The sequence below is a fragment of the Enterobacter sp. Cy-643 genome (assembly GCF_011752815.1).
Lineage (GTDB): Bacteria > Pseudomonadota > Gammaproteobacteria > Enterobacterales > Enterobacteriaceae > Cedecea.
Genome location: NZ_VWWV01000004.1, coordinates 346,830 through 368,075, shown reverse-complemented (window position 1 = coordinate 368,075; position 21,246 = coordinate 346,830). Strand labels below are relative to the sequence as shown.

Annotated in this window: 18 protein-coding genes; 9 read left to right on the top strand and 9 right to left on the bottom strand. The window is 54.8% G+C overall.

Features of this window, described 5'->3' with window-relative positions; translation table 11 throughout:
- Positions 1-301 precede the first annotated feature (301 nt).
- From pilQ to F3J29_RS17655, 5 genes are all read right to left on the bottom strand, one after another.
- Positions 302-1,549 carry a type IV pilus secretin PilQ gene (pilQ, locus tag F3J29_RS17675; protein WP_166868041.1) on the bottom strand — a complete coding sequence of 416 codons (1,248 nt, stop codon included), beginning with the start codon at positions 1,547-1,549 and terminating at the stop codon, positions 302-304.
- A complete protein-coding gene (locus tag F3J29_RS17670; protein WP_166868038.1) occupies positions 1,488-1,880 on the bottom strand; it encodes a HofP DNA utilization family protein in 393 nt (130 codons plus the stop codon). Before F3J29_RS17670 ends, pilQ begins: the two co-directional genes overlap by 62 nt.
- Positions 1,867-2,337 (bottom strand): HofO family protein, encoded by a 471-nt coding sequence (locus tag F3J29_RS17665; RefSeq protein WP_166868036.1) that lies wholly within the window; start codon positions 2,335-2,337, stop codon positions 1,867-1,869. Before F3J29_RS17665 ends, F3J29_RS17670 begins: the two co-directional genes overlap by 14 nt.
- Entirely contained in the window at positions 2,327-2,767 is a 441-nt protein-coding gene (locus F3J29_RS17660; protein WP_166868035.1) for a PilN domain-containing protein, read from the bottom strand. Before F3J29_RS17660 ends, F3J29_RS17665 begins: the two co-directional genes overlap by 11 nt.
- Before the next feature lie 107 nt (positions 2,768-2,874).
- Positions 2,875-3,690 (bottom strand): type IV pilus biogenesis protein PilM, encoded by an 816-nt coding sequence (locus F3J29_RS17655; protein WP_166868033.1) that lies wholly within the window; start codon positions 3,688-3,690, stop codon positions 2,875-2,877.
- 139 nt (positions 3,691-3,829) lie between these two features.
- On the opposite strand from F3J29_RS17655, the gene mrcA reads away from it, so the two are divergent.
- Complete coding sequence (gene mrcA / locus F3J29_RS17650; protein WP_166868030.1) at positions 3,830-6,382, top strand: peptidoglycan glycosyltransferase/peptidoglycan DD-transpeptidase MrcA; 2,553 nt, start codon at positions 3,830-3,832, stop codon at positions 6,380-6,382.
- A 59-nt stretch (positions 6,383-6,441) separates the two neighbouring features.
- On the opposite strand, the gene nudE is transcribed toward mrcA, so the two are convergent.
- The gene (nudE, locus tag F3J29_RS17645) at positions 6,442-7,002 is read right to left on the bottom strand and encodes an ADP compounds hydrolase NudE (protein WP_166868027.1); all 561 of its coding nucleotides are present in this window, start codon (positions 7,000-7,002) and stop codon (positions 6,442-6,444) included.
- Positions 7,003-7,337: 335 nt separating this feature from the next.
- On the opposite strand from nudE, the gene F3J29_RS17640 reads away from it, so the two are divergent.
- The 4 genes from F3J29_RS17640 (at position 7,338) to hslO (ending at position 11,536) form a co-directional block, all read left to right on the top strand.
- The gene (locus tag F3J29_RS17640; RefSeq protein WP_166868024.1) at positions 7,338-9,473 is read left to right on the top strand and encodes an intracellular growth attenuator family protein; all 2,136 of its coding nucleotides are present in this window, start codon (positions 7,338-7,340) and stop codon (positions 9,471-9,473) included.
- 74 nt (positions 9,474-9,547) lie between these two features.
- Positions 9,548-10,219 (top strand): GMP/IMP nucleotidase, encoded by a 672-nt coding sequence (gene yrfG, locus F3J29_RS17635; RefSeq protein WP_166868022.1) that lies wholly within the window; start codon positions 9,548-9,550, stop codon positions 10,217-10,219.
- A 9-nt stretch (positions 10,220-10,228) separates the two neighbouring features.
- Positions 10,229-10,630, top strand: a complete 402-nt coding sequence (hslR, locus tag F3J29_RS17630; RefSeq protein WP_166868020.1) for a ribosome-associated heat shock protein Hsp15 — start codon at positions 10,229-10,231, stop codon at positions 10,628-10,630.
- 27 nt (positions 10,631-10,657) lie between these two features.
- Positions 10,658-11,536 carry an Hsp33 family molecular chaperone HslO gene (hslO, locus tag F3J29_RS17625; RefSeq protein WP_166868018.1) on the top strand — a complete coding sequence of 293 codons (879 nt, stop codon included), beginning with the start codon at positions 10,658-10,660 and terminating at the stop codon, positions 11,534-11,536.
- Between the two features lie 35 nt (positions 11,537-11,571).
- Here hslO and F3J29_RS17620 read toward each other — a convergent pair whose 3' ends face one another.
- The gene (locus tag F3J29_RS17620; RefSeq protein ID WP_166868017.1) at positions 11,572-13,320 is read right to left on the bottom strand and encodes a DUF4153 domain-containing protein; all 1,749 of its coding nucleotides are present in this window, start codon (positions 13,318-13,320) and stop codon (positions 11,572-11,574) included.
- A 325-nt stretch (positions 13,321-13,645) separates the two neighbouring features.
- Here F3J29_RS17620 and pckA point away from each other — a divergent pair, with 325 nt between their 5' ends.
- Positions 13,646-15,265: a phosphoenolpyruvate carboxykinase (ATP) gene (gene pckA / locus F3J29_RS17615; protein ID WP_166868015.1), complete on the top strand. Its 1,620-nt coding sequence runs from the start codon at positions 13,646-13,648 to the stop codon at positions 15,263-15,265.
- A 66-nt stretch (positions 15,266-15,331) separates the two neighbouring features.
- On the opposite strand, the gene envZ is transcribed toward pckA, so the two are convergent.
- Entirely contained in the window at positions 15,332-16,681 is a 1,350-nt protein-coding gene (envZ, locus tag F3J29_RS17610; protein WP_039288465.1) for a two-component system sensor histidine kinase EnvZ, read from the bottom strand.
- Complete coding sequence (ompR, locus tag F3J29_RS17605; protein ID WP_006177890.1) at positions 16,678-17,397, bottom strand: osmolarity response regulator transcription factor OmpR; 720 nt, start codon at positions 17,395-17,397, stop codon at positions 16,678-16,680. Before ompR ends, envZ begins: the two co-directional genes overlap by 4 nt.
- A gap of 238 nt (positions 17,398-17,635) precedes the next feature.
- Here ompR and greB point away from each other — a divergent pair, with 238 nt between their 5' ends.
- The 3 genes from greB (at position 17,636) to feoA (ending at position 21,240) form a co-directional block, all read left to right on the top strand.
- On the top strand, positions 17,636-18,115 hold the full coding sequence (gene greB / locus F3J29_RS17600) for a transcription elongation factor GreB (RefSeq protein ID WP_038478036.1): 480 nt from the start codon (positions 17,636-17,638) through the stop codon (positions 18,113-18,115).
- 111 nt (positions 18,116-18,226) lie between these two features.
- Positions 18,227-20,563 carry a Tex family protein gene (locus F3J29_RS17595; RefSeq protein WP_166868014.1) on the top strand — a complete coding sequence of 779 codons (2,337 nt, stop codon included), beginning with the start codon at positions 18,227-18,229 and terminating at the stop codon, positions 20,561-20,563.
- Between the two features lie 452 nt (positions 20,564-21,015).
- The gene (gene feoA, locus F3J29_RS17590) at positions 21,016-21,240 is read left to right on the top strand and encodes a ferrous iron transporter A (RefSeq protein WP_008457875.1); all 225 of its coding nucleotides are present in this window, start codon (positions 21,016-21,018) and stop codon (positions 21,238-21,240) included.
- The last annotated feature ends 6 nt before the right edge of the window (positions 21,241-21,246 follow it).

The following is a 21,246-nucleotide window of genomic DNA, read 5'->3' as shown; positions in this document are numbered from 1 at the left end:
GACAATTCGTTGATGATAAACCCGCCCGGTAACAACTTGCTGCGGCGGGACATGAACTGAAACCTCATAAGCGTGAGTTCGAGAATCAGACTAAAAATTATCTCAACACTCAAGGGGGTTTGGCAACCGAATAAATCACCTGGCGCCCGGCTCGGGACGAAAAGCGTGCGCCAGCTTTACCGACCACAGGCTCTCAATACCCAGCCTCCCGAAACGGTACACCTTGTAAGCTAATTCCTCTCTGTCGTCAAACACCTGGGCGCTGTTTGGCAGAAAAACCCGCAGGGGGAAGAGGAAAAACCTAAGGTAATGCAATTAATCTGGGCGTGATGAACACGACTAATTCCCGACGTTGGTGCTTTTTCCCGTCGTGCCGGAACAATTGTCCGATAAAAGGAATATTTCCCAGCAAAGGAACGCTATCCCTGGTGTGGTTGTTCTGCTGCTGGAAGATTCCGCCTAACGCCAGCGTCTCACCGTCTTTCACCTCGACCTGCGTTTCAATCTCCTGCTTATCAATGGCGAGTGCTTCCCCATCTGCGTGTTGGATGCTGCGCCCAGGCATATTTTGGCTGATGCGAAGCTGCAGGCGAATTGTCCCGTGGTGACTTATCGTCGGCATAACCTCCATCCCCAACACCGCCTCCTTAAATTCCACCGAAGTGGCTTCATTTTTACCATTAGAGATTTGATAGGGAATTTCAGTGCCCTGTTTGATGCTGGCAGACTGCTGGTGTGCCACCAGCAAGCGCGGGCTGGCGATGATTTCTAGCTGTTGCTGCTGCTCAAGCGCGCTGAGTTCCAGCTCAAGCATACGGCCGTTGATCCGGCCAATATTAAATCCTACCGTTGTGGTTGCCGCGTTTACTGCTAACTCACTTGAGACTGTTGTGGCCTGATATAGTCCGGATTCAGTCTCACCTGCCGGGGCACTCCACTTCACGCCGAGCTCTCGAAGCTTGTCCTGGTTGATGGTGACAATATGCGCGGACAGCTCGACCTGCCCCATCGAAACATCCATATCTTTAATCCAGGCTGCCACTCGTTTTTGTGCCTGCTGGCTGTCGCGGACCACAAGCCGGTTTGTGCGCTTATCTACGGTAATGCTGCCCCGGGGACCAAGCAGTTTTTCTTCATGGGCTTTTATCCCCGCGGCAAGGTCGGCAACTTCAGCATAACGCGGCGTATAAACCATTTGTACCAGCGGCTGCTCAAGCGCTTTTTGCTTACGAGTGGCCTCTTGCTGAGCACGTCGTTGCGCCGGATCCTGTTTCTGCTGGATTTGAAGAATATTGCCCGTTTTCGACGAAGTCAGGTTTGCTAATCTGAGTACCTGCTGGAAAGCCTGCTCCCACGTCACATCAGCCAAACGTAGCGAAAGACTCCCCGTCACCTCAGGCGCAATCATCACGTTAAAGTTTTGCTGCTCGGCCAGCGCCTGCAAAACCTGCACGACCGGTGTTTCATCTAACGTCAGAGTAACGCGATTATTCGTCCACCCCGTCAGGGGCATCAGCATCAGTATGCCTGCCACGATGTGCCTTATCATTGACTCCTCCCTCTATTTCCCAGTGGTAATGACGCCCTTCACAGGCGCCGTTGAGCGAAACTCTCAGTTGCCGCTCATGAAGCGCGATCGCCTGCACGCCAGGCTCCAGAAAAAAACCTTCTTTTACCCTTTGCCAGCGTTTCCCCGAGAATTTCATTAAAGCAATGCTGTCTGCAGAGCCAGTCGGGTAAAACACGCCGCGTAACTGCCAGCCATCAAGACGCTTGAGCAGCGCTTCACAGGGTGAGACGGGTAAAAGAAAAGGATTACGCGGCGACGACTGCAGGGGTGAGCTGAGCACGACCAGTAACATCCAACTAGCGGCTTTCATCAGTAAACTCCAGTGTGAGCAAAACCCGCACCTTTTCCCCAGCTTCACTCAAGATAAATGCCGGCAGCTTCAGGCTTGAATAGTTAGCCAGTTCTCTAAAAAGGGGCGGCACATTGGGCCAGGGAATCAGCATTTCCAACACAGAATGCTGAGGTTCAGGCCGCCACGTCACCAGCCTCCCGCCGGATCGTTTTACCGCTGCCATGGCAGAAAACCTCTCCAGAGACACGACATCGGGCAGCGGCTCTGGTTTCGGCAAGGCTGCAATTTCCCGCTGCTGCGAGAGCACATGCTGCCAGCGCTGATGGTGATGCTGTTGTTTAGCCTGCAATTCTTGTCGCAGGGGCCAAACCAGCAGCCACAAGCAGGCTAAAGCGATGAACAACAAACATACCAACAGGCTCAATGCCCGCCAGGCAACATGCCCATCAATGAGGCGATCCAGGTTACTGAGCATGTTCGCCCCCCTGAGGGTTTAAGGTGAAGGTAAAGACCAGACCTTTGTTTTTTTCATCACGCAGCTCACCAGGCTTGACCTCAAACGTTCCCGGCAAATCGGCTAAAACTGCCTCAAACCGCTCCAGTTCGCGTGCATCTCCCGCCACGCCAGAGACGATAGCGCTTTCGTTCTGCCAGCTAACGCTCTGTAGCCAGCTGTTCTCAGGCAACCGTGAGGCCAGCACATTCAGCACGCTTTCCCAACGGGAAATATTGCCTGTGCGCACCACCTCCGCCTGCAATATCGCCAGCCGCTGCTGATTATCTTTCAACTCTGTTAGCCGACGTGATAACAGCGCCTTCAGGGCGGATTCCTGCACCTCATATTCGGTTGTCTGGGCCTGTTGCCAGCGCACTTTCATGCCGAGAGATTGAGCCCAAAGCAGCATCAGCCCCATAACTAAAAGCACGCCACATATGAGAAGGCTGCCCCAAAGTTTTAGCCGATGACGGCGTTTTAACGGCCGCCATGGCAGAAGGTTTATCAGCGGCATCATTAGCGTTCGGCTCCCAGAGCGAGCCCCAATGCGAGCGTGTAAAGCCCGCCATGACGCGGCAACGGCGGCTGCTGGCGGACAATGGGTTGCCAGGTATTTAGCCTTTCTGCTCCGGCAGGCCAGGAGCGCCCGGCATCGGCATGGCTAAAGGCAATTTCGTCGGCGCTGGCCTCCAACTGCTGACATAGAGCCGGGAAATCCACTGTCTGCCGTTTATCCAGCCAGCCGGAACGTTCGAGGTTATTGACTGATGCCCACAACCAGTAACCCGGCTCTTCATGAACCAGAAAACGACAATGTGTTGGATAGCAATCCTGAGGCAAGGCGCTCAGAATTTTGTCTCCCGGCGTTATTGTCCGGGGAAAGAGCTTCATGCTGGCAAAAATGGCCTGCAATGAAGCAATATCCGCCCGTTTAGCCGCCGTCACGGAAAATGACGAATCTTCCTCCAGATAGTCATAGCAGAGTTGTTCCGCGGACATTTGCAACTGGCGAGCCGTTGCCCCCGAGATATACTTCTCCTGAACTGATTCCTGTAACCGCCCTGGAGGTCTGGGAACCTGCCGCTGCAAAGCCCGCTGTGCCGGAAAGCCAACCCGCAGATGATGGCGTACAGGGATTTCTTTACGCCATGCCGCAAGCGCCTCGCGCAGCATGTCGGGTTCGGGTAACATGCCGTCCGCAAGTGTCTGTTTCGGGAAAGGTAAATGCCACCAATGGCGCAGCTGCCACCCCTGCCGGTGCCACTGAACCGCTGCGGCACGTACGCCCTCCGCCTGGATATCCAGGCCAATCCGCCAACCAGGAAACATCATGGTTTCGATCTCCTTATCCGGATGATGAACAGCCCTGACCCCGAAACAGTAACGGGTATATCAAAGCTTCTGGCTTGCCTTTATACTACCGCGCGGTTGTTTAGAAACTGCCCAATTGAAACCTGATGGGAAATTTAAGGTGAAGTTCGTAAAGTATTTATTAATCCTTGCAGTCTGTTGCGTTCTGCTGGGAGCTGGCTCGATTTACGGTTTATACAAATACATTGAGCCCCAGCTGCCTGACGTGGCGACATTGAGAGACGTGCGACTGCAGATTCCAATGCAGGTTTACAGCGCTGACGGCGAGCTGATCGCTCAGTACGGCGAAAAACGCCGTATTCCTCTGACCCTGAACCAGATCCCTCCGGTGATGGTAAAAGCGTTTATCGCGACAGAAGACAGCCGCTTTTACGAGCACCACGGCGTTGACCCGGTGGGCATCTTCCGTGCTGCAAGCGTGGCGCTGTTCTCGGGCCATGCTTCTCAGGGAGCAAGTACCATCACGCAGCAGCTGGCGCGTAACTTCTTCCTTAGCCCCGAACGCACCCTGATGCGCAAAATTAAGGAAGCGTTTCTTGCGGTGCGCATCGAACAGATGCTCAACAAAGACGAGATCCTTGAGCTCTACCTGAACAAAATCTACCTCGGTTACCGCGCCTACGGCGTCGGCGCTGCCGCTCAGGTTTACTTCGGCAAAACGGTGGATCAGCTGACCCTGAGCGAGATTGCGGTGATTGCCGGGTTGCCTAAAGCGCCGTCAACCTTTAACCCGCTATACTCCATGGATCGCTCTACGGCACGCCGTAACGTGGTGCTGTCGCGCATGCTGAGCGAAGGTTACATCAGCCAAAGTCAGTACGATGAAGCGCGCAATCAGCCGATTGACGCCAGCTACCATACGCCTGAAATCGCCTTCTCCGCGCCATACCTTTCAGAGCTGGTGCGTCAGGACATGGTCGCCCGCTATGGTGACAAAGCCTACGAAGATGGCTACAAGGTTTACACCACGCTGAGCCGTAAAATCCAGCAGGGTGCTCAGGATGCCGTTCGCAACAACGTCATCGCCTACGATATGCGCCATGGCTACCGCGGCCCCTATAATGTGTTGTGGAAAGTGGGGGAAAGCGCCTGGGATAAGAAAAAAATCACCGATTCGCTGAAAAGTCTTCCGGTTTATGGCCCGCTGTTCCCGGCAGTTGTCACCCGCGCAGTGCCTGATGAAGCCACGGCCATGCTGGCAGACGGCAGCTCCGTTTCATTGGGTATGGAAGGCATGCGCTGGGCGCGTCCGTATCGTTCCGACACCGCGCAAGGCGCTACGCCACGCAAAGTGACCGATGTGGTTCAGGCAGGCCAGCAAATTTGGGTTCGTAAAGTGGACGATGCGTGGTGGCTTAGCCAGGTGCCCGACGTGAACTCAGCGCTGGTTTCGCTCAATCCGCATGATGGTGCCGTGCTGGCGCTGGTCGGCGGCTTTGACTTTAACCAAAGCAAATTTAACCGCGCGACCCAGGCGCTACGCCAGGTAGGGTCAAACATCAAACCTTTCCTGTATACCGCAGCGATGGACAAAGGCCTGACGCTGGCAAGCATTCTCAATGACGTGCCTATTTCACGCTGGGATGCCGGGGCAGGTTCCGACTGGCGGCCGAAAAACTCTCCAGCCCAATATGCCGGACCCATCCGTCTACGTCAGGGGCTGGGTGAGTCCAAAAACGTGGTGATGGTACGCGCAATGCGGGCAATGGGCGTAGATTATGCCGCAGAATATCTGCAGCGTTTTGGCTTCCCTGCGGCAAACATTGTTCATACCGAATCGCTGGCACTGGGCTCTGCCTCATTTACGCCAATGCAGGTTGCCCGCGGTTACTCCGTGATGGCAAACGGCGGCTTCCTGGTTGACCCTTACTACATCACCAAAATTGTCGATGACGCGGGTAATACCGTGTTTGAGACGAAGCCTAAAATTGCCTGCGCCAGCTGTGATATTCCAGTTATCTACGGCGATACGCCTAAATCAACGGTTCTGGAAAACCAGGACGTAGAAGACGTTGCCATCTCGCAAACGCCACAAAACAGCAGCGTACCCATGCCTCAGCTGGAGCAAGCTAACAGCGCTCTGGTGGCGAAAGCACAGGGCGAGGAGTATGCGCCACACGTGATCAACACGCCGCTGGCGTTCCTGATAAAAAGTGCGCTTAACAGCAACATTTATGGCGAACCGGGCTGGCAGGGAACCGGCTGGCGAGCAGGCCGTGATTTGAAACGCCGGGATATCGGCGGCAAAACAGGGACGACCAACAGTTCGAAAGATGCCTGGTTCTCCGGTTACGGCCCTGGCGTGGTCACGTCGGTATGGATTGGGTTCGACGACCATCGCCGCGATCTTGGTCGCACCACCGCTTCAGGCGCGATTAAAGATCAGATCTCCGGCTACGAAGGCGGGGCTAAGAGCGCCCAGCCCGCCTGGGATGATTTCATGAAAATCGCGCTGGCTGGCGTACCGGAAGAGCCGATGACGCCACCGCCGGGTATCGTCACCGTCAATATTGACCGCAGTACCGGGCAGCTAGCCAACGGCGGTAACAGTCGTGAGGAGTATTTCATCGAAGGTACGCAGCCTACGCAACAGGCCGTGCATGAAGTGGGTACGACGCTTATCGATAACGGGGAAGAGCACGAGCTGTTCTAACCCATAGCAAAATAGCAAAGGGCCGCTTAGCGGCCCTTTTCACGCTTTAGCGGTCAGATTTACAGCCTGCCCTGCTGTCTTAACCATTCCCGAACAAGGAACAAAGCGCTGACGTTACGCGCCTCGCTGAAATCATCTTCATTGAGCAAGTCCATCATTTTCGCCAGCGGCCACCGCACCTGCGGCAGTTCTTCCGGCTCATCCCCTTCCAGGGATTCGGGATACAGATCTTCCGCAATCACAATGTTCATTTTGCTCGAGAAATAGGACGGTGCCATCGTCAGTTTTTTCAGAAACGTTAGCTGATTCGCGCCAAAGCCCACTTCTTCTTTTAGCTCACGGTTAGCGGCCTCAAATACCGTTTCGCCCGGATCGATCAGCCCTTTAGAGAACCCAAGTTCATAGGATTCTGTGCCAACTGCGTATTCACGGATTAAGATCAGGTGGTCATCAACAACAGGCACTATCATTACCGCCTCACGGGAAGACGGTTTCATGCGTTCGTAGACGCGGCGAACGCCATTGCTAAATTCCAGATCCACCGTTTCGACATTAAACAGCCTCGAACGCGCCACGGTTTCGACATTTAAAATCGTTGGTTTTATTAGTGATTTGCTCATGTGGCCGGGATCAACAGTGAAAGAGGTAAGTTATTGTGCGGCATGCCGCACATATCGTGCAACGAGCATTGGCTATTATTTACATTTTTGTAACGTTTGGCGCGCTAAAACACGTAATACGCCAGTCTGTCAAGGCAGGTATTATTGAATAGGAATTTACTTGTATTTCGGACGAAGTCGCTTTGCTAACATTGTGTTACTGTAGGCCGGTCACCTTAAAAATAGCTCAAGTTTGCAGCTTTACCTGCCGATAATGACTTCTGAACTCTTAACCATTTGAAAGGCCGATCTTTTGCCGAGTTTGATGAAAAAGACGATTGTTTGATGGGGAAAGCATGAGCACCTTATTATTTCTGTTAGCTGCTATGCTGGCCTGCGCGGTCATTGCCGGATGGCTGATTTGGCGAAGCCTGAAACTACGTGCCCAGGTTTCGCACGATCGTTCCTTCACCGGTGCCACCACGCGCAAACTCACCCCGGAAGAGCGCCTTGCCGTCGAAAATTATCTCGAGCGCTATTCGCGTTCCCAGGAGCTGATTGGCCCCTCCGGCGCAAGCAACCCACCGCCAAGGCTAACGCTCACCGCGCAAAGCAGTACGGTTTTCTCCCTGACCCGGTCGATCACTCGCTACGGCCTCTCTGCCGATGACGCCAATAAATGGCGTTATTATCTTGATTCTGTTGAAGTTCACCTCCCGCCGCTGTGGGAGCAGTACATCACCAACGATAACGACGTAGAGCTGATTCGAACGAGCAGCATCCCGCTGGTGATTTCGCTCAATGGCAATACGCTGCAAAACGATACGATGGATGTTCAGCAGTATGCCCTGGAAGGCTACTCAGGCACTCAGGCATCCATTCGTGGCGAAGAAAGCGAGCAAATCGAACTACTAAACATTCGTCAGGAAACTCAGGAAGAGTATTCCCTGAGCCGTCCCGACGGCGTACGCGAAGCCGCGCTTATTTGCATCGCTTTTATCATGCTGTTCCTGAGCCTCGTGACGCCGTCGGTGTTTCTCCCCTGGCTGATTGGCGGAGCCGTCCTGCTGATTGCCGCCGGGTTGTGGGGCCTGTTTGCTCCGCCGGCAAAAACGGCATTGCGCGAGATCCACTGCCTGCGCGGCACACCTAAACGCTGGGGGCTGTTCGGCGAGTCTGACCAGGACCAGATGAACAACATCTCCCTGGGCATTATCGACCTGGTTTATCCGCCGCACTGGCAGCCTTTTGTGGCTCAGGATCTGGGGCAGAAAACCAATATTGATATCTATCTTGATCGCCATGTGGTGCGTCAGGGGCGTTTCCTTTCGCTCCATGATGAAGTGCGTAACTTCCCGCTACAGCACTGGGTGCGTAACCTGCTGATTGCCGCCGGCGCGCTGCTAGTCCTGCTGATGATGACTATTTGGGTGCCGCTGGAAATGCCTATCAAGCTTAGCGCCTCATGGCTGAAGGGCGCTCAGTCCATTGAAGCCACCAGCGTTGAGGAGCTCGCTAAATACAAGCTGCAGGTAGGCGATACGCTGAGAGTTAACGGGACGGGGATGTGTAATATTCAAACGCCAGGCGGCTATCATTCGCGCCAAAACTTCCCATTCACGCCATTCGACTGCTCGCAGATTATATGGAATACCGCCCGCCCTCTGCCCTTGCCGGAGTCCGAGATCATGGATAAAGCGGTCGCTCTGACCAAAGCCGTCAGCGGGCAAATTCATCCTCAGGGTGGAGAAGGTGACAGCAAAGTTAACCCCCAGCTCGCGGACGCCATTCAGAAATCAGGCATGGTCCTGCTGGATGATTTTGCCGGGATTGTGAAAAAAACCCAGGCACTGTGTACTGCAGAAGAAGAGTGCGTACGTTTGAAGAATGCGCTTGTGAACCTGGGTAACACCAAAGACTGGGATTCGCTGATCAAGCGCGCGGACTCAGGAAAACTGACCGGGGTGAATGTTTTGCTGCGGCCAGTTAGCGCCGAGTCGCTGGATAATCTGGTGACCACCTCAACCGCCCCCTTCTTTATTCGTGAAACGGCGCGGGCCGCACAGGCATTAAATAGCCCTGCTCCTGGCGGCTATATTATCATCAACGACGAAGGTGGTGATTTTGTGGACCAGCCGCTGCCGCCAATGTCGCTGTATGACTTCCCGGCCCAGGAACAATGGACCGAATTCCAGCGACTGGCGGAAATGCTGCTGCACACGCCGTTCCACGCCGAAGGGATCATTACCGGCATCTATACGGATGCCAACGGCACGCAGCACGTCACCCTGCATCGGATCTCCGACACGCATAGCCTCTGGAGCTACATCGGTATTTCTCTGATGCTGATCGCGATGCTGGCCTGCGCAGCCATAAACGGCGTTCTGGCGGTGTCTCGCTATCGACGCGCCAGTACGCGACTGGCTGAAATACAGCGCTATTATGATAGCTGCCTCAACCCCACACTGACCCCGCCCGCGCCGCTGAAGTAGCCGCTACGGGTAAACTTTGCGTACCGGGTTATGCTACCCTGGTACGCTATTTTCCCTCAATCGAGACTAAAGCTATGTCTGGTGCTATTGCCTGGCAGGACGTGGACACCCTGCTGCTGGATATGGACGGGACCCTGTTGGACCTGGCCTTTGATAACCATTTCTGGAAAAAGCTGGTGCCGGAAACCCTTAGCCTGCAGCGCGGTATTCCGCTTCAGGATGCCTATGAATTGATTTCCCGCGAGTACCACGCCGTGCAGCATACGCTAAACTGGTACTGTCTCGACTACTGGAGCGAACGCCTCGGCCTTGATATCTGTGGCATGACCACCGAACAGGGGCCAAAAGCCGCGCTGCGTGAAGATACCGTGCCATTTCTTGAAGCTGCGAAAGCCAGCGGCAAGCGCCGAATTCTGCTCACCAACGCGCACCCGCACAACCTGGCGGTGAAGCTTGAGCACACGGGTTTGAACGAGCACCTTGATTTATTACTTTCCACCCACACATTTGGGTATCCGAAAGAAGATCAGCGTTTATGGCAGGCGGTAGCCGGGCATACCGGATTCGATGCGGCCAGAACCGTCTTTATCGACGACAGCGAAGCGATTCTTGATGCAGCCGCAACGTTTGGGATTCGCTACTGCTTTGGCGTCCTCAACCCGGACTCAGGTGAAGCGGAAAAAACGTTTGAGCGCCACCCAGGCCTAAGCGATTACCGTAGCCTGATCCCGTCGCTTTCCGCTTAAGGAGGCGTAATGAAAGAAAAAACCGCCGAGGGCGTACGCCTGGATAAATGGCTGTGGGCCGCACGCTTTTATAAAACCCGCGCGGTGGCGCGGGAAATGATTGAAGGCGGGAAAGTGCATTACAACGGCCAACGCAGCAAGCCGAGCAAACTGGTTGAGCTTCACGCGGTACTCACGCTGCGTCAGGGAAATGACGAGCGCACCGTAATCGTCCTGGGTATTACCGAACAGCGCAGGCCAGCCGCGGAAGCCACTCAGCTTTATGAAGAGACGGCAGAAAGCATCGCCAAACGGGAAAAAATGGCGCAGGCACGCAAAATGAACGCGCTGACCATGCCGCATCCCGATCGCCGCCCGGATAAAAAAGAGCGGCGAGATTTGATGAAATTTAAACACGGTGGCGAAGCGTAAATTCGCCGACCAGTAAGAGAGATGACGATGACTCAACACGACCAACTACACCGCTATCTGTTTGAAAACCACGCCGTGCGCGGCGAGCTGGTGACGGTTTCCGAAACCTGGCAGCAGATCATGGCAAACCATGACTATCCGCAGCCGGTCAAAAAAATTCTGGGCGAACTGCTGGTCGCCACCAGCCTGCTGACCGCCACGCTGAAGTTTGACGGAGATATCACCGTTCAGCTTCAGGGCGATGGCCCGATGACGCTGGCCGTGATTAACGGCAACAACAAGCAGCAAATGCGCGGCGTAGCGCGTGTGCAGGGTGATATTCCGGCGGATGCTGCGTTAAAAGATCTGGTGGGTAACGGCTATCTGGTGATTACCATCACCCCAGCCGAAGGCGAGCGATATCAGGGTGTGGTCGGCCTGGAAGGCGATACGCTGGCCGCCTGCCTGGAAGATTACTTCATGCGTTCCGAGCAGTTGCCAACTCGTCTGTTTATTCGTACCGGTGAAGTAGACGGTAAAGCGGCGGCGGGCGGTATGCTGCTGCAGGTTCTGCCAGCGCAGAACGCCGAAACCGACGACTTTAACCACCTGGCGACGCTCACCGAAACCATCAAGGCTGAAGAGCTGCTGACGCTGCCGGCAAACGATGTGCTATGGCGTCTGTACCACGAAGAAGAAGTCACGCTGTACGATCCGCAGGACGTAGAGTTCAAATGCACCTGCTCACGCGAGCGCTGTGCTGACGCGTTGCGCACGCTGCCGGACGAAGAAGTCGACAGTATTCTGGCCGAAGACGGCGAAATCGACATGAACTGTGATTACTGCGGCAGCCGCTATGTGTTTGACTCCATGGATATCGCAGCGATTCGCAACAATGCCTCTCCGGCGGATCCGCAGGTTCACTAAGTTTGCAAAACGCCTCCAATCGGAGGCGTTTTTTTTCAGCGGTAATAGTCGATTTTAACCCGCTGCCCCTGCACCATCACGTCCTGCCAGACCTTCGGCGCCGCCGTCAGTTTTCCTTCAGAAGCGGCCTGCTTCAGCGCTGACATCATCTGGTTTTTATCCAGATCCCGGGCCTGGCCGATATCCTTCCAGCTTCCGTCTATCTTGCCGTAAACTTTGCAGTAGCTCATTTCCGGCTGGCAAAGCAGCCATTCATCCCGTCCATCGCCGTTCAGATCCATCCCAACCAGCAGACACTTATCCTCGTCATCCAGACACTCACGAGCCTGGTAACTTTCATCTTTTACCATGGCCTGCCACCACGCGTTTTCCGGTACACGGTTTTTATCCGCCAGCACGATTCGCTGGCGCAAAGATTCAACAGTAAGCTTCACCGCAGCCACGCTGCCAGCTTTGCCGTTGCTCAACAGCATAGCCAATTGCCTTCTGCGATCGGGGCTGGCGACAAACACCGGGTCTTTTTGCAGCTCGCTGAGCGCATCATAGCCCCGCCGCCCGGCGTATTGCAGCATGTTCATACTCAGCTTCTCGGGCTTCAGGACGCCGCTGTGGTAACGCGCCATTTGGTTATTAACGCTGATCCGGTAAGGGTCCAAAAGCGGAGAATTCACCGCAACCAACAGAACCAGCGCCAGCAAAAGCACCGCGCGGTTAATCCCCCCCGGCTGTAGAACAGGCTCCCGACGCTGGCGAACGAGCGTGACAACATAGCCGAAAGCCCACACCAGCACGGTGAAAGTTATCAGCGCCGCATACACCCTCGTCGGCGTCCAGCCGTATGACGAAACGCGCAGCCACAGCGCATAACTTGCCAGCAAGGCATAAATCGGCGACAGCAATAGCGTCAGCTTTATCGCGCCATCAAGCAAAGCGGGATAAGGCCGGCTTTCTCTTTCCGGATGATATGCCACTGCAGCAGTGCCCATCACCATCAGCGTCAGCGTGTTGAGCAGTGCGTTACAGGAAAAATGCAGTGAAATAGACCCCAGGCCGACCACCGGCAGCGTCGCCAAAAACATCAGAGAGATCAGCGATAGCAGCGGTAAAAGTCCCGTCGCAAAAATGCTGAAGAAATGTTTTACCGCGTTTATGGCCCGGATCTGGTCACGGCAAAGCGTTACCGCCAGCGATGCTGCCATACAGGTGGCAATCCAGGCAAACGCCGAAGAACTAAAGAACAAGCGGTCAAAGAAGGTGATATCCACCAGCTTAAATAAACCGGCCCAAAGCGCCAGCACGCCCCAGAAAAAGAGTACCAGCAGCCCGGTCAGCAGCAGAGTAATGCCATTCCGCCAGAGCTGGCCGTAGAACATCTGCCAGCCTCCCCAACCGCGATTCGAATACAGCCGCCCCTGCAGCCAGGGCAAGGCCAGAAACAACATCGCCGCCAGCGAACACAGATACCCCAGCACGATATCGTGCCGGTTCCAGCTTTCCAGCCCCTGGGTCGTCCAGTTCACCCAGCCGCTCATCAATGCCACGATCGGCAAGGGAAGCAGCACCCATCTCCAAAATCGCAGGTCATTGAAACGCTGGACGATTAGCGCCAGCGTTGCCGCCAGCACCACGGACAGCGAGCGCAGGTACAGGGCCTGATTATCCCCTCGCAGCCAGATGCTACTCACCCTATCTCCTTCGGTGAGGTACAGCACCACGCCTAAAAGAAACCCCACCAGCAAAATACCCCAGCGGGTCGCCTTAGGTAACGGTTCTGACATGAACATGGTTGTCATCCCTTATGAGCTCATTTTTGAGTTAGTGTAACGGCTTGCTGCGACTTGCAAATGACGCTCTTGTTTCATTGCGTTGCGCATGAGAGCGCGTTCATTCACAAAGTTCTCCGTTATTATCCTAATTATTAACATATCCACCATATTTTCCCCGAAAGCCAGAGAATTCCTGCCATACTCTGCCCCCGTTGCGGCATCCCCTGTGCATTTCCCCTGTTAAATTTAAGCAGGCGCGTAAATTTATGATAGTGGTCGCGGTTAACACCCCCTAAACAACCCTACAATATTCGGCAGTATAAATTGGCTAAGGAGCAGTGAAATGCGAGTTAAAGGCATAACCCCGCAAGATCTCAAGGCTTATGGCATTCATGACGTCAGCGAAGTCGTCTATAACCCCGATTACGACACTCTTTACCGCGAAGAGCTCGACCCAAATCTGCAGGGTTTTGAGCGCGGTGTGGTCACTAAATTAGGCGCCGTCTCCGTAGATACCGGGATCTTCACCGGCCGCTCTCCAAAAGATAAATACATCGTCCGCGATGACACCACCCGCGACACCTTATGGTGGGCTGACAACGGTAAAGGCAAAAACGATAACAAACCGCTTTCCGAAGAGACCTGGCACCAGCTTAAAGGGCTCGTCACTCATCAACTTTCGGGCAAACGCCTGTTTATTATCGACGCATTTTGCGGCGCCAACGCCGATACCCGCCTGTCAGTGCGTTTTATCACCGAAGTTGCCTGGCAGGCCCACTTCGTGAAAAACATGTTTATTCGCCCAACGGACGAAGAACTGGAGACGTTTGAGCCTGATTTTGTGGTGATGAACGGGGCTAAATGTACCAATCCAGACTGGAAAGAACAGGGCCTGAACTCCGAAAACTTTGTCGCCTTTAATCTGACTGAGCGTATGCAGCTTATCGGCGGCACCTGGTACGGCGGCGAGATGAAAAAAGGGATGTTCTCTATCATGAACTACCTGCTGCCGCTGAAGGGCATCGCCTCCATGCACTGCTCGGCAAACGTCGGTGAAAAAGGGGATGTGGCGGTGTTCTTCGGCCTGTCCGGCACCGGTAAAACAACGCTTTCTACCGACCCGAAACGCCGCCTGATTGGCGACGATGAGCACGGCTGGGACGACGACGGCGTGTTTAACTTTGAAGGCGGCTGCTACGCCAAAACCATTCGCCTGTCAGAAGAGGCAGAGCCGGATATCTATCACGCAATTCGCCGCGATGCGCTGCTGGAGAACGTGACCGTCCGTGCTGATGGCACCATCGACTTCGATGATGCGTCCAAAACGGAAAACACCCGCGTTTCTTACCCGATTTATCACATCGACAATATCGTTAAGCCGGTATCGAAAGCGGGCCACGCAACCAAAGTTATCTTCCTGACTGCGGATGCCTTCGGCGTACTGCCACCGGTTTCCCGCCTCACCGCGAACCAGACTCAGTACCACTTCCTGTCCGGTTTTACCGCCAAACTGGCGGGTACCGAACGCGGCGTGACTGAGCCAACGCCAACCTTCTCCGCCTGCTTCGGCGCGGCGTTCCTGTCGCTGCACCCAACGCAGTATGCTGAAGTGCTGGTGAAACGCATGCAGGCATCCGGCGCCCAGGCGTACCTGGTGAATACCGGCTGGAACGGCACCGGCAAACGCATCTCAATTAAAGACACCCGCGCGATCATCGACGCGATTCTCGACGGCTCGCTGGACGACGCAGAAACCTTTACGCTGCCGATGTTTAACCTTGCCATTCCAACCTCCCTCGCGGGCGTTGATACCCAGATTCTGGATCCGCGTAATACCTACGCGTCTCCGGAGCAGTGGCAGGAAAAAGCTGAGCAGCTGGCGAAGCTGTTTGTCGAGAACTTCGAGAAATACACCGATACTCCTGCCGGTGCAGCTCTGGTCGAAGCCGGCCCGAAGCTGTAAATCTGAAGCATTAGGCGAAAAAAAACGAACCCTTCGGGGTTCGTTTTTTATTGGGCCACAGGCCAGCTAGCTTTCCCGGTGAGTTACCACCCGGGTTATCGGCAGCGGGAGATAAGCCCTGATTCGCAGCCCTCCCCGCTCGCTCTTCCCGAGATCCAACATTCCGTTATGGTTGTCGATGATGCGCTGCACGATGGCTAAGCCCAGCCCGGTACCACTGGTACTGCGGGCGCTGTCGCCACGCACAAACGGCTGGAACAAATGCTGAAGCTGATCTGGCTCAATGCCCGGACCATCATCTTCCACCTGGAACCAGGCGCGGTTTAACTCGCTGCCGCTGCTGACCTTGATCCAGCCATTGCCGTAGCGCGCTGCGTTCACCACCATGTTGGCCACAGCACGCTTGATGGACAACGGATGAATATTCAGGCGAATTTCGCCGGCCTGCAGGTCGGTATCGATTTCTCGCTCGTAGCCGCTTTCTGCCGCAATCACTTCCCCGAGCACGCTGTTGAGATCCGCCATCTCCAGCGGCATCTCCTGCCCGGTGCGCAGGTAGTCGATAAACTGTTCGATAATTGCATTACACTCTTCGATATCTTTGTTAATCGACTCGGCCAGATAGCCATCCTCCTGCCCCATCATTTCGGTCGCCAGGCGAATACGCGTCAGCGGCGTGCGCAGGTCATGGCTGACGCCCGCCATAAGCAGCGTGCGATCGTCGGCCAGCTGTTTAACGCCCGCGGCCATATGGTTAAACGCCCGCGTCACAGACCGCACTTCCGAAGCGCCATATTCGCGCAAGGGAGGAGGAATAATTCCTTTACCGACCTGCAGCGCAGCGTGCTCCAGGTCGACCAGCGGTCGGTTTTGTATTCGAATAAACAGCCATGCACCGCCTATCGCCAACAGCATGATCGCCAGCGTGTAGCGGAACAGCGGGGAGAAATCGCCCTGATGGATTTCGGTCAGCGGAACGCGGACCCAGATATTCGGCGACAGCCAGGTTTTCAGCCAGACAACCGGGGAGCTTTTGTTCACCTCAACGCGCACTTCGGTCGGGCCGCCAAGCTGCTGCGCCATTTGCTGGCTCAGAAACTCGTAATGTTGCGCCCAACGCAGGCCAGCGTCTTCCGCCGCCTCGTTGGAGTAAAGTGAAATACCCAGCTCGCGGTAAATCTCTCGCCGAAACGCAGGCGGCACCACAAGTTGGGTGCCGTCTTCAAGCTGCAGTTTGTCGGTCATTAGCATTCTGACTTCGTACGCCAGCACCTTATTAAACTGCTGCAGGCTCGGCAAAATCGCGAAGTTCAGAACGACAAGATAAGTCGTCACCAGGCTGACGAACAGCAAGGTGACGATCAGCAACAGCGTACGGGCAAACGAGCTTCTGGGGGAGAAGCGAACTCGCCTCATGCCTTAGCGCCGTCCGGGACAAAGACGTAGCCAAGACCCCAAACGGTCTGGATATAACGCGGATGCGCCGGATCTTCTTCCACCATGCGGCGCAGGCGGGAGATTTGCACGTCAATAGAACGTTCCATCGCGGAGTATTCACGGCCACGGGCCAGGTTCATCAGTTTGTCGCGGGAAAGCGGCTCGCGCGGGTGGCTGACCAGTGCTTTCAGCACCGCAAACTCACCGCTGGTCAGCGGCATTGGCTCGTCTTCACGAAACATTTCACGAGTGCCGAGATTCAGCTTGAACTTACCGAAAGCGATAACGGCTTCTTCCTGAGAAGGCGCACCCGGCAGTTCGTTCGCCTGGCGACGCAGAACCGCACGAATACGGGCCAGCAGCTCACGCGGGTTAAACGGCTTCGGAATATAGTCATCCGCGCCGATTTCCAGGCCGACGATACGGTCAACTTCTTCGCCTTTCGCAGTGACCATGATGATCGGCATCGGGTTACTCTGGCTGCGTAGACGGCGGCAGATAGACAGACCATCCTCGCCCGGCAGCATGAGATCCAGCACCATCAGATGGAAGGATTCACGGGTCAGCAGGCGATCCATTTGTTCGGCGTTAGCGACGCTGCGAACCTGGAAGCCCTGCTCGGTGAGATAACGCTCTAACAGCGCGCGCAGACGCATGTCGTCATCGACCACCAGAATTTTATAGTTCTCTTGCATCGTTTGTACTCCCAAAGGCTCGAACAGTTGAGTGTGTATTCTTAAAAAACTGCGCTAATACAACCAGTCAATTCTGGTATACATTCTAGTCGAAATTGTTACAAAGCATATTAAACAGTCGGTTATCAACGTTTTAAATCAAAATTTGGTGACTTGCTTCCCAAAATGCGCCGGTTGCATTCCTTATTGAGCATCGGTTTAAATCACACTCTGATTTTACAGGCTGTAGGGCAGAAAGATGAAAACGCCGTTAATCACCCGCGAAGGCTACGAAAAGCTCAAAAAAGAGCTGGATTATCTGTGGCGTGAAGAGCGCCCCGAAGTGACCAAAAAAGTGACCTGGGCCGCCAGCCTCGGCGATCGCAGCGAAAACGCCGACTATCAGTACAACAAAAAACGCCTGCGTGAAATTGACCGCCGGGTTCGCTACATCACCAAATCTCTTGAGCGACTGAAAATCGTCGATTACTCACCGCAGCAGGAAGGCAAAGTCTTCTTCGGCGCGTGGGTCGAAATCGAAAACGACGACGGCGACCTGTTGCGCTTTCGCATCGTCGGCTACGACGAAATCTTTGGCCGCAAGGACTACATTTCTATTGATTCGCCGATGGCACGCGCGCTGCTCAAAAAAGAAGTGGGTGATTTAGCCGTGGTGCAAACGCCGGCGGGAGAGGCGCAGTGGTACGTCAATGAAATTGAGTACCCTAAACCCGAGTAATGTGCACAGAACTGTCTGAAACCCAATATCCGTGGGTCGTCGGCTGGCATTTTCGCGCCCCGATCCGTATAACTGTTTGCTGAATTTTCCGTACTACACAGATGAAAAGCCATGATGAATGATTCGCTTTGCCGCATTATTGCGGGTGAGCTTCAGGCCAGAAACGAACAGGTGGAAGCCGCCGTTCGCCTGCTGGATGAAGGGAATACCGTGCCGTTTATTGCACGTTATCGTAAGGAAGTCACCGGCGGTCTGGATGACACGCAACTGCGTCAACTGGAGACTCGTCTTAGCTACCTGCGCGAGCTGGAGGAGCGCCGTCAGTCCATCCTCAAATCTATTGCCGAGCAGGGTAAACTGAGTGACGAACTTGCCGGTGCCATCAACGGCACGCTGAGCAAAACCGAACTCGAAGACCTTTACCTGCCGTACAAACCCAAGCGCCGTACCCGCGGGCAAATCGCCATCGAAGCAGGTCTTGAGCCGCTGGCGGATTTACTGTGGAACGAACCTTCACACGACCCGGAGCAGGAAGCTGCTCGCTTCGTGGACGCCGACAAAAGCGTGGCCGACACCAAAGCCGCGCTGGACGGCGCACGCTACATTCTGATGGAGCGCTTCGCTGAAGACGCCGCGCTGCTGGCGAAAGTGCGCGACTATTTGTGGAAAAATGCGCATCTGGTTTCCGCCGTTGTAAGCGGCAAAGAGGAAGAAGGCGCCAAATTCCGCGACTACTTCGCCCACCGCGAAGCCATTGCCACCGTTCCTTCCCACCGTGCGCTGGCGATGTTCCGCGGACGTAACGAAGGTATTTTACAGCTGTCGCTGAATGCCGATCCGCAGTTTGATGAGCCGCCGCGCGAGAGCTACTGCGAGCAGTTGATCATTAATCATCTGGGTCTGCGCCTGAACAATGCCCCTGCCGATAGCTGGCGCAAGGCCGTGGTGAGCTGGACCTGGCGCATCAAGGTGTTAATGCACCTTGAAACCGAGCTAATGGGCACCGTGCGCGAACGCGCCGAAGACGAAGCTATTAACGTTTTCGCCCGCAACCTTCACGATCTGCTGATGGCAGCTCCGGCTGGCCTGCGCGCCACCATGGGTCTCGATCCGGGCCTGCGTACCGGGGTAAAAGTCGCGGTGGTTGATGCCACCGGCAAGCTGGTAGCAACCGATACTATTTATCCGCATACCGGTCAGGCTGCAAAAGCCGCCGTGGCCGTGGCTGCCCTTTGTGAAAAACACAACGTCGAGCTGGTCGCTATCGGCAACGGTACAGCCTCCCGTGAAACCGAGCGCTTCTTCCTGGATGTGCAAAAACAGTTCCCGAAAGTCACCGCCCAGAAGGTGATCGTCAGCGAGGCCGGCGCTTCCGTTTACTCAGCTTCCGAGCTGGCGGCGCTGGAATTCCCGGATCTGGACGTGTCCATCCGCGGCGCAGTCTCCATTGCCCGCCGTCTGCAGGATCCCCTCGCCGAGCTGGTGAAAATCGACCCGAAATCTATCGGCGTAGGCCAGTATCAGCACGATGTCAGCCAGACTCAGCTGGCGAAAAAACTGGATGCGGTCGTCGAAGATTGCGTGAACGCCGTTGGCGTGGATCTCAATACGGCTTCCGTGCCGCTGCTGACCCGCGTGGCTGGCCTGACCCGCATGATGGCGCAGAACATCGTCAACTGGCGCGACGAAAATGGCCGCTTCCAGAACCGCCAGCAGTTGCTGAAAGTCAGCCGCCTGGGGCCCAAAGCTTTTGAGCAGTGTGCGGGCTTCCTGCGCATCAACCACGGCGATAACCCGCTGGATGCCTCTACCGTACACCCGGAAGCCTATCCGGTGGTCGAACGTATTCTGGCCGCCACTCAGCAGGCGCTGCAGGACCTGATGGGCAACAGCAGCGAATTACGCGATCTGAAGGCCAGCCAGTTTACCGATGAGCGTTTCGGTGTCCCTACCGTGACGGACATTATTAAAGAGCTGGAAAAACCGGGCCGTGACCCGCGCCCTGAGTTTAAGACCGCACAGTTTGCCGAAGGCGTGGAAACCATGAACGACCTGACGCCGGGTATGGTGCTGGAAGGCGCGGTGACCAACGTCACCAACTTCGGCGCCTTTGTCGATATCGGCGTACATCAGGACGGCCTGGTGCATATCTCCTCCCTGTCGGACAAATTCATCGACGATCCGCATAAAGTGGTGAAAGCGGGCGATATCGTTAAAGTCAAAGTCCTGGAAGTCGATCTGCAGCGGAAACGCATCGCCCTGACCATGCGTCTTGACGAGCAGCCTGGCGAAGGTGGCAGCCGTCGCGGTAATGGGGGCAACAACGCACCTCGCGAGCAAAAAGGCAGGCCAGCAGCGCAGCAAAAACCGCGCGGGCGCGAAAATGCCAGCGGTGGAAACAGCGCGATGATGGATGCACTCGCCGCCGCGATGGGCAAGAAGCGTTAATTGTTTAACCTCTCCCTTCGGGGAGAGGTTTTATTTCTGCAGTCGCCTGCAAAGGCAGAAAAATAACCGACTCTTGATCTAAATCAATTTTCAATAATTACTCCACCGTGAAACCAGTAATTATCATCCTTGTAACATCGGCAATAGCGAAATAACATTCATCGCTCACCAACGATAAGCCATTCTTCTATTTTTCATATAATTAAGAAATTATCCGCTTTAGTTCATTAATGGCCACCCCGCAAAACCAGCCAGAAAAATACGTATTTTTGGTTAAATTCGCTAAGAAAAATATATATTGTCGACAGTAACCATTCTCATTATCATTGCATTGGACGATATTTCTTCTCTTTCTTCCGATAGTTTAATTCGTTTTTATTACATGCATGACTCGTGAAAAAAAACGATCGTTCAGTCAGCGTCAATGCAGAGCCCAGCTCTAAGTAGGTCTTATGCAATTCATACCGAATAGCGCGTGGAAAATTACCGGCTTCGCCAGTGAAATCAGTCCGGCTTATCGCCAAAAATTATTATCCCTCGGCATGTTGCCGGGTTCTTCATTCAACGTCGTCCGCGTGGCGCCTCTCGGCGACCCTATTCATATCGAAACGCGCCGCGTAAGCCTGGTGCTGCGTAAAAAAGATCTCGCGCTGGTCAATATTGAAGCCGTAGCGTAATGGCGG

What these genes read in the sequence shown, in the direction of transcription:
- yrfG (WP_166868022.1), top strand. Translation starts at nt 9,548, where the DNA reads ATGTCTGGTGCTATTGCCTGGCAGGACGTGGACACCCTGCTGCTGGAT.
- hslO (WP_166868018.1), top strand. Translation starts at nt 10,658, where the DNA reads ATGACTCAACACGACCAACTACACCGCTATCTGTTTGAAAACCACGCC.
- F3J29_RS17660 (WP_166868035.1), bottom strand. Translation starts at nt 2,767, where the DNA reads ATGCTGCTTTGGGCTCAATCTCTCGGCATGAAAGTGCGCTGGCAACAG.
- F3J29_RS17670 (WP_166868038.1), bottom strand. Translation starts at nt 1,880, where the DNA reads ATGAAAGCCGCTAGTTGGATGTTACTGGTCGTGCTCAGCTCACCCCTG.
- greB (WP_038478036.1), top strand. Translation starts at nt 17,636, where the DNA reads ATGAAAACGCCGTTAATCACCCGCGAAGGCTACGAAAAGCTCAAAAAA.
- pckA (WP_166868015.1), top strand. Translation starts at nt 13,646, where the DNA reads ATGCGAGTTAAAGGCATAACCCCGCAAGATCTCAAGGCTTATGGCATT.
- ompR (WP_006177890.1), bottom strand. Translation starts at nt 17,397, where the DNA reads ATGCAAGAGAACTATAAAATTCTGGTGGTCGATGACGACATGCGTCTG.
- F3J29_RS17595 (WP_166868014.1), top strand. Translation starts at nt 18,227, where the DNA reads ATGATGAATGATTCGCTTTGCCGCATTATTGCGGGTGAGCTTCAGGCC.
- F3J29_RS17640 (WP_166868024.1), top strand. Translation starts at nt 7,338, where the DNA reads ATGAGCACCTTATTATTTCTGTTAGCTGCTATGCTGGCCTGCGCGGTC.
- feoA (WP_008457875.1), top strand. Translation starts at nt 21,016, where the DNA reads ATGCAATTCATACCGAATAGCGCGTGGAAAATTACCGGCTTCGCCAGT.
- envZ (WP_039288465.1), bottom strand. Translation starts at nt 16,681, where the DNA reads ATGAGGCGAGTTCGCTTCTCCCCCAGAAGCTCGTTTGCCCGTACGCTG.
- F3J29_RS17655 (WP_166868033.1), bottom strand. Translation starts at nt 3,690, where the DNA reads ATGATGTTTCCTGGTTGGCGGATTGGCCTGGATATCCAGGCGGAGGGC.
- F3J29_RS17665 (WP_166868036.1), bottom strand. Translation starts at nt 2,337, where the DNA reads ATGCTCAGTAACCTGGATCGCCTCATTGATGGGCATGTTGCCTGGCGG.
- pilQ (WP_166868041.1), bottom strand. Translation starts at nt 1,549, where the DNA reads ATGATAAGGCACATCGTGGCAGGCATACTGATGCTGATGCCCCTGACG.
- nudE (WP_166868027.1), bottom strand. Translation starts at nt 7,002, where the DNA reads ATGAGCAAATCACTAATAAAACCAACGATTTTAAATGTCGAAACCGTG.
- F3J29_RS17620 (WP_166868017.1), bottom strand. Translation starts at nt 13,320, where the DNA reads ATGTTCATGTCAGAACCGTTACCTAAGGCGACCCGCTGGGGTATTTTG.
- hslR (WP_166868020.1), top strand. Translation starts at nt 10,229, where the DNA reads ATGAAAGAAAAAACCGCCGAGGGCGTACGCCTGGATAAATGGCTGTGG.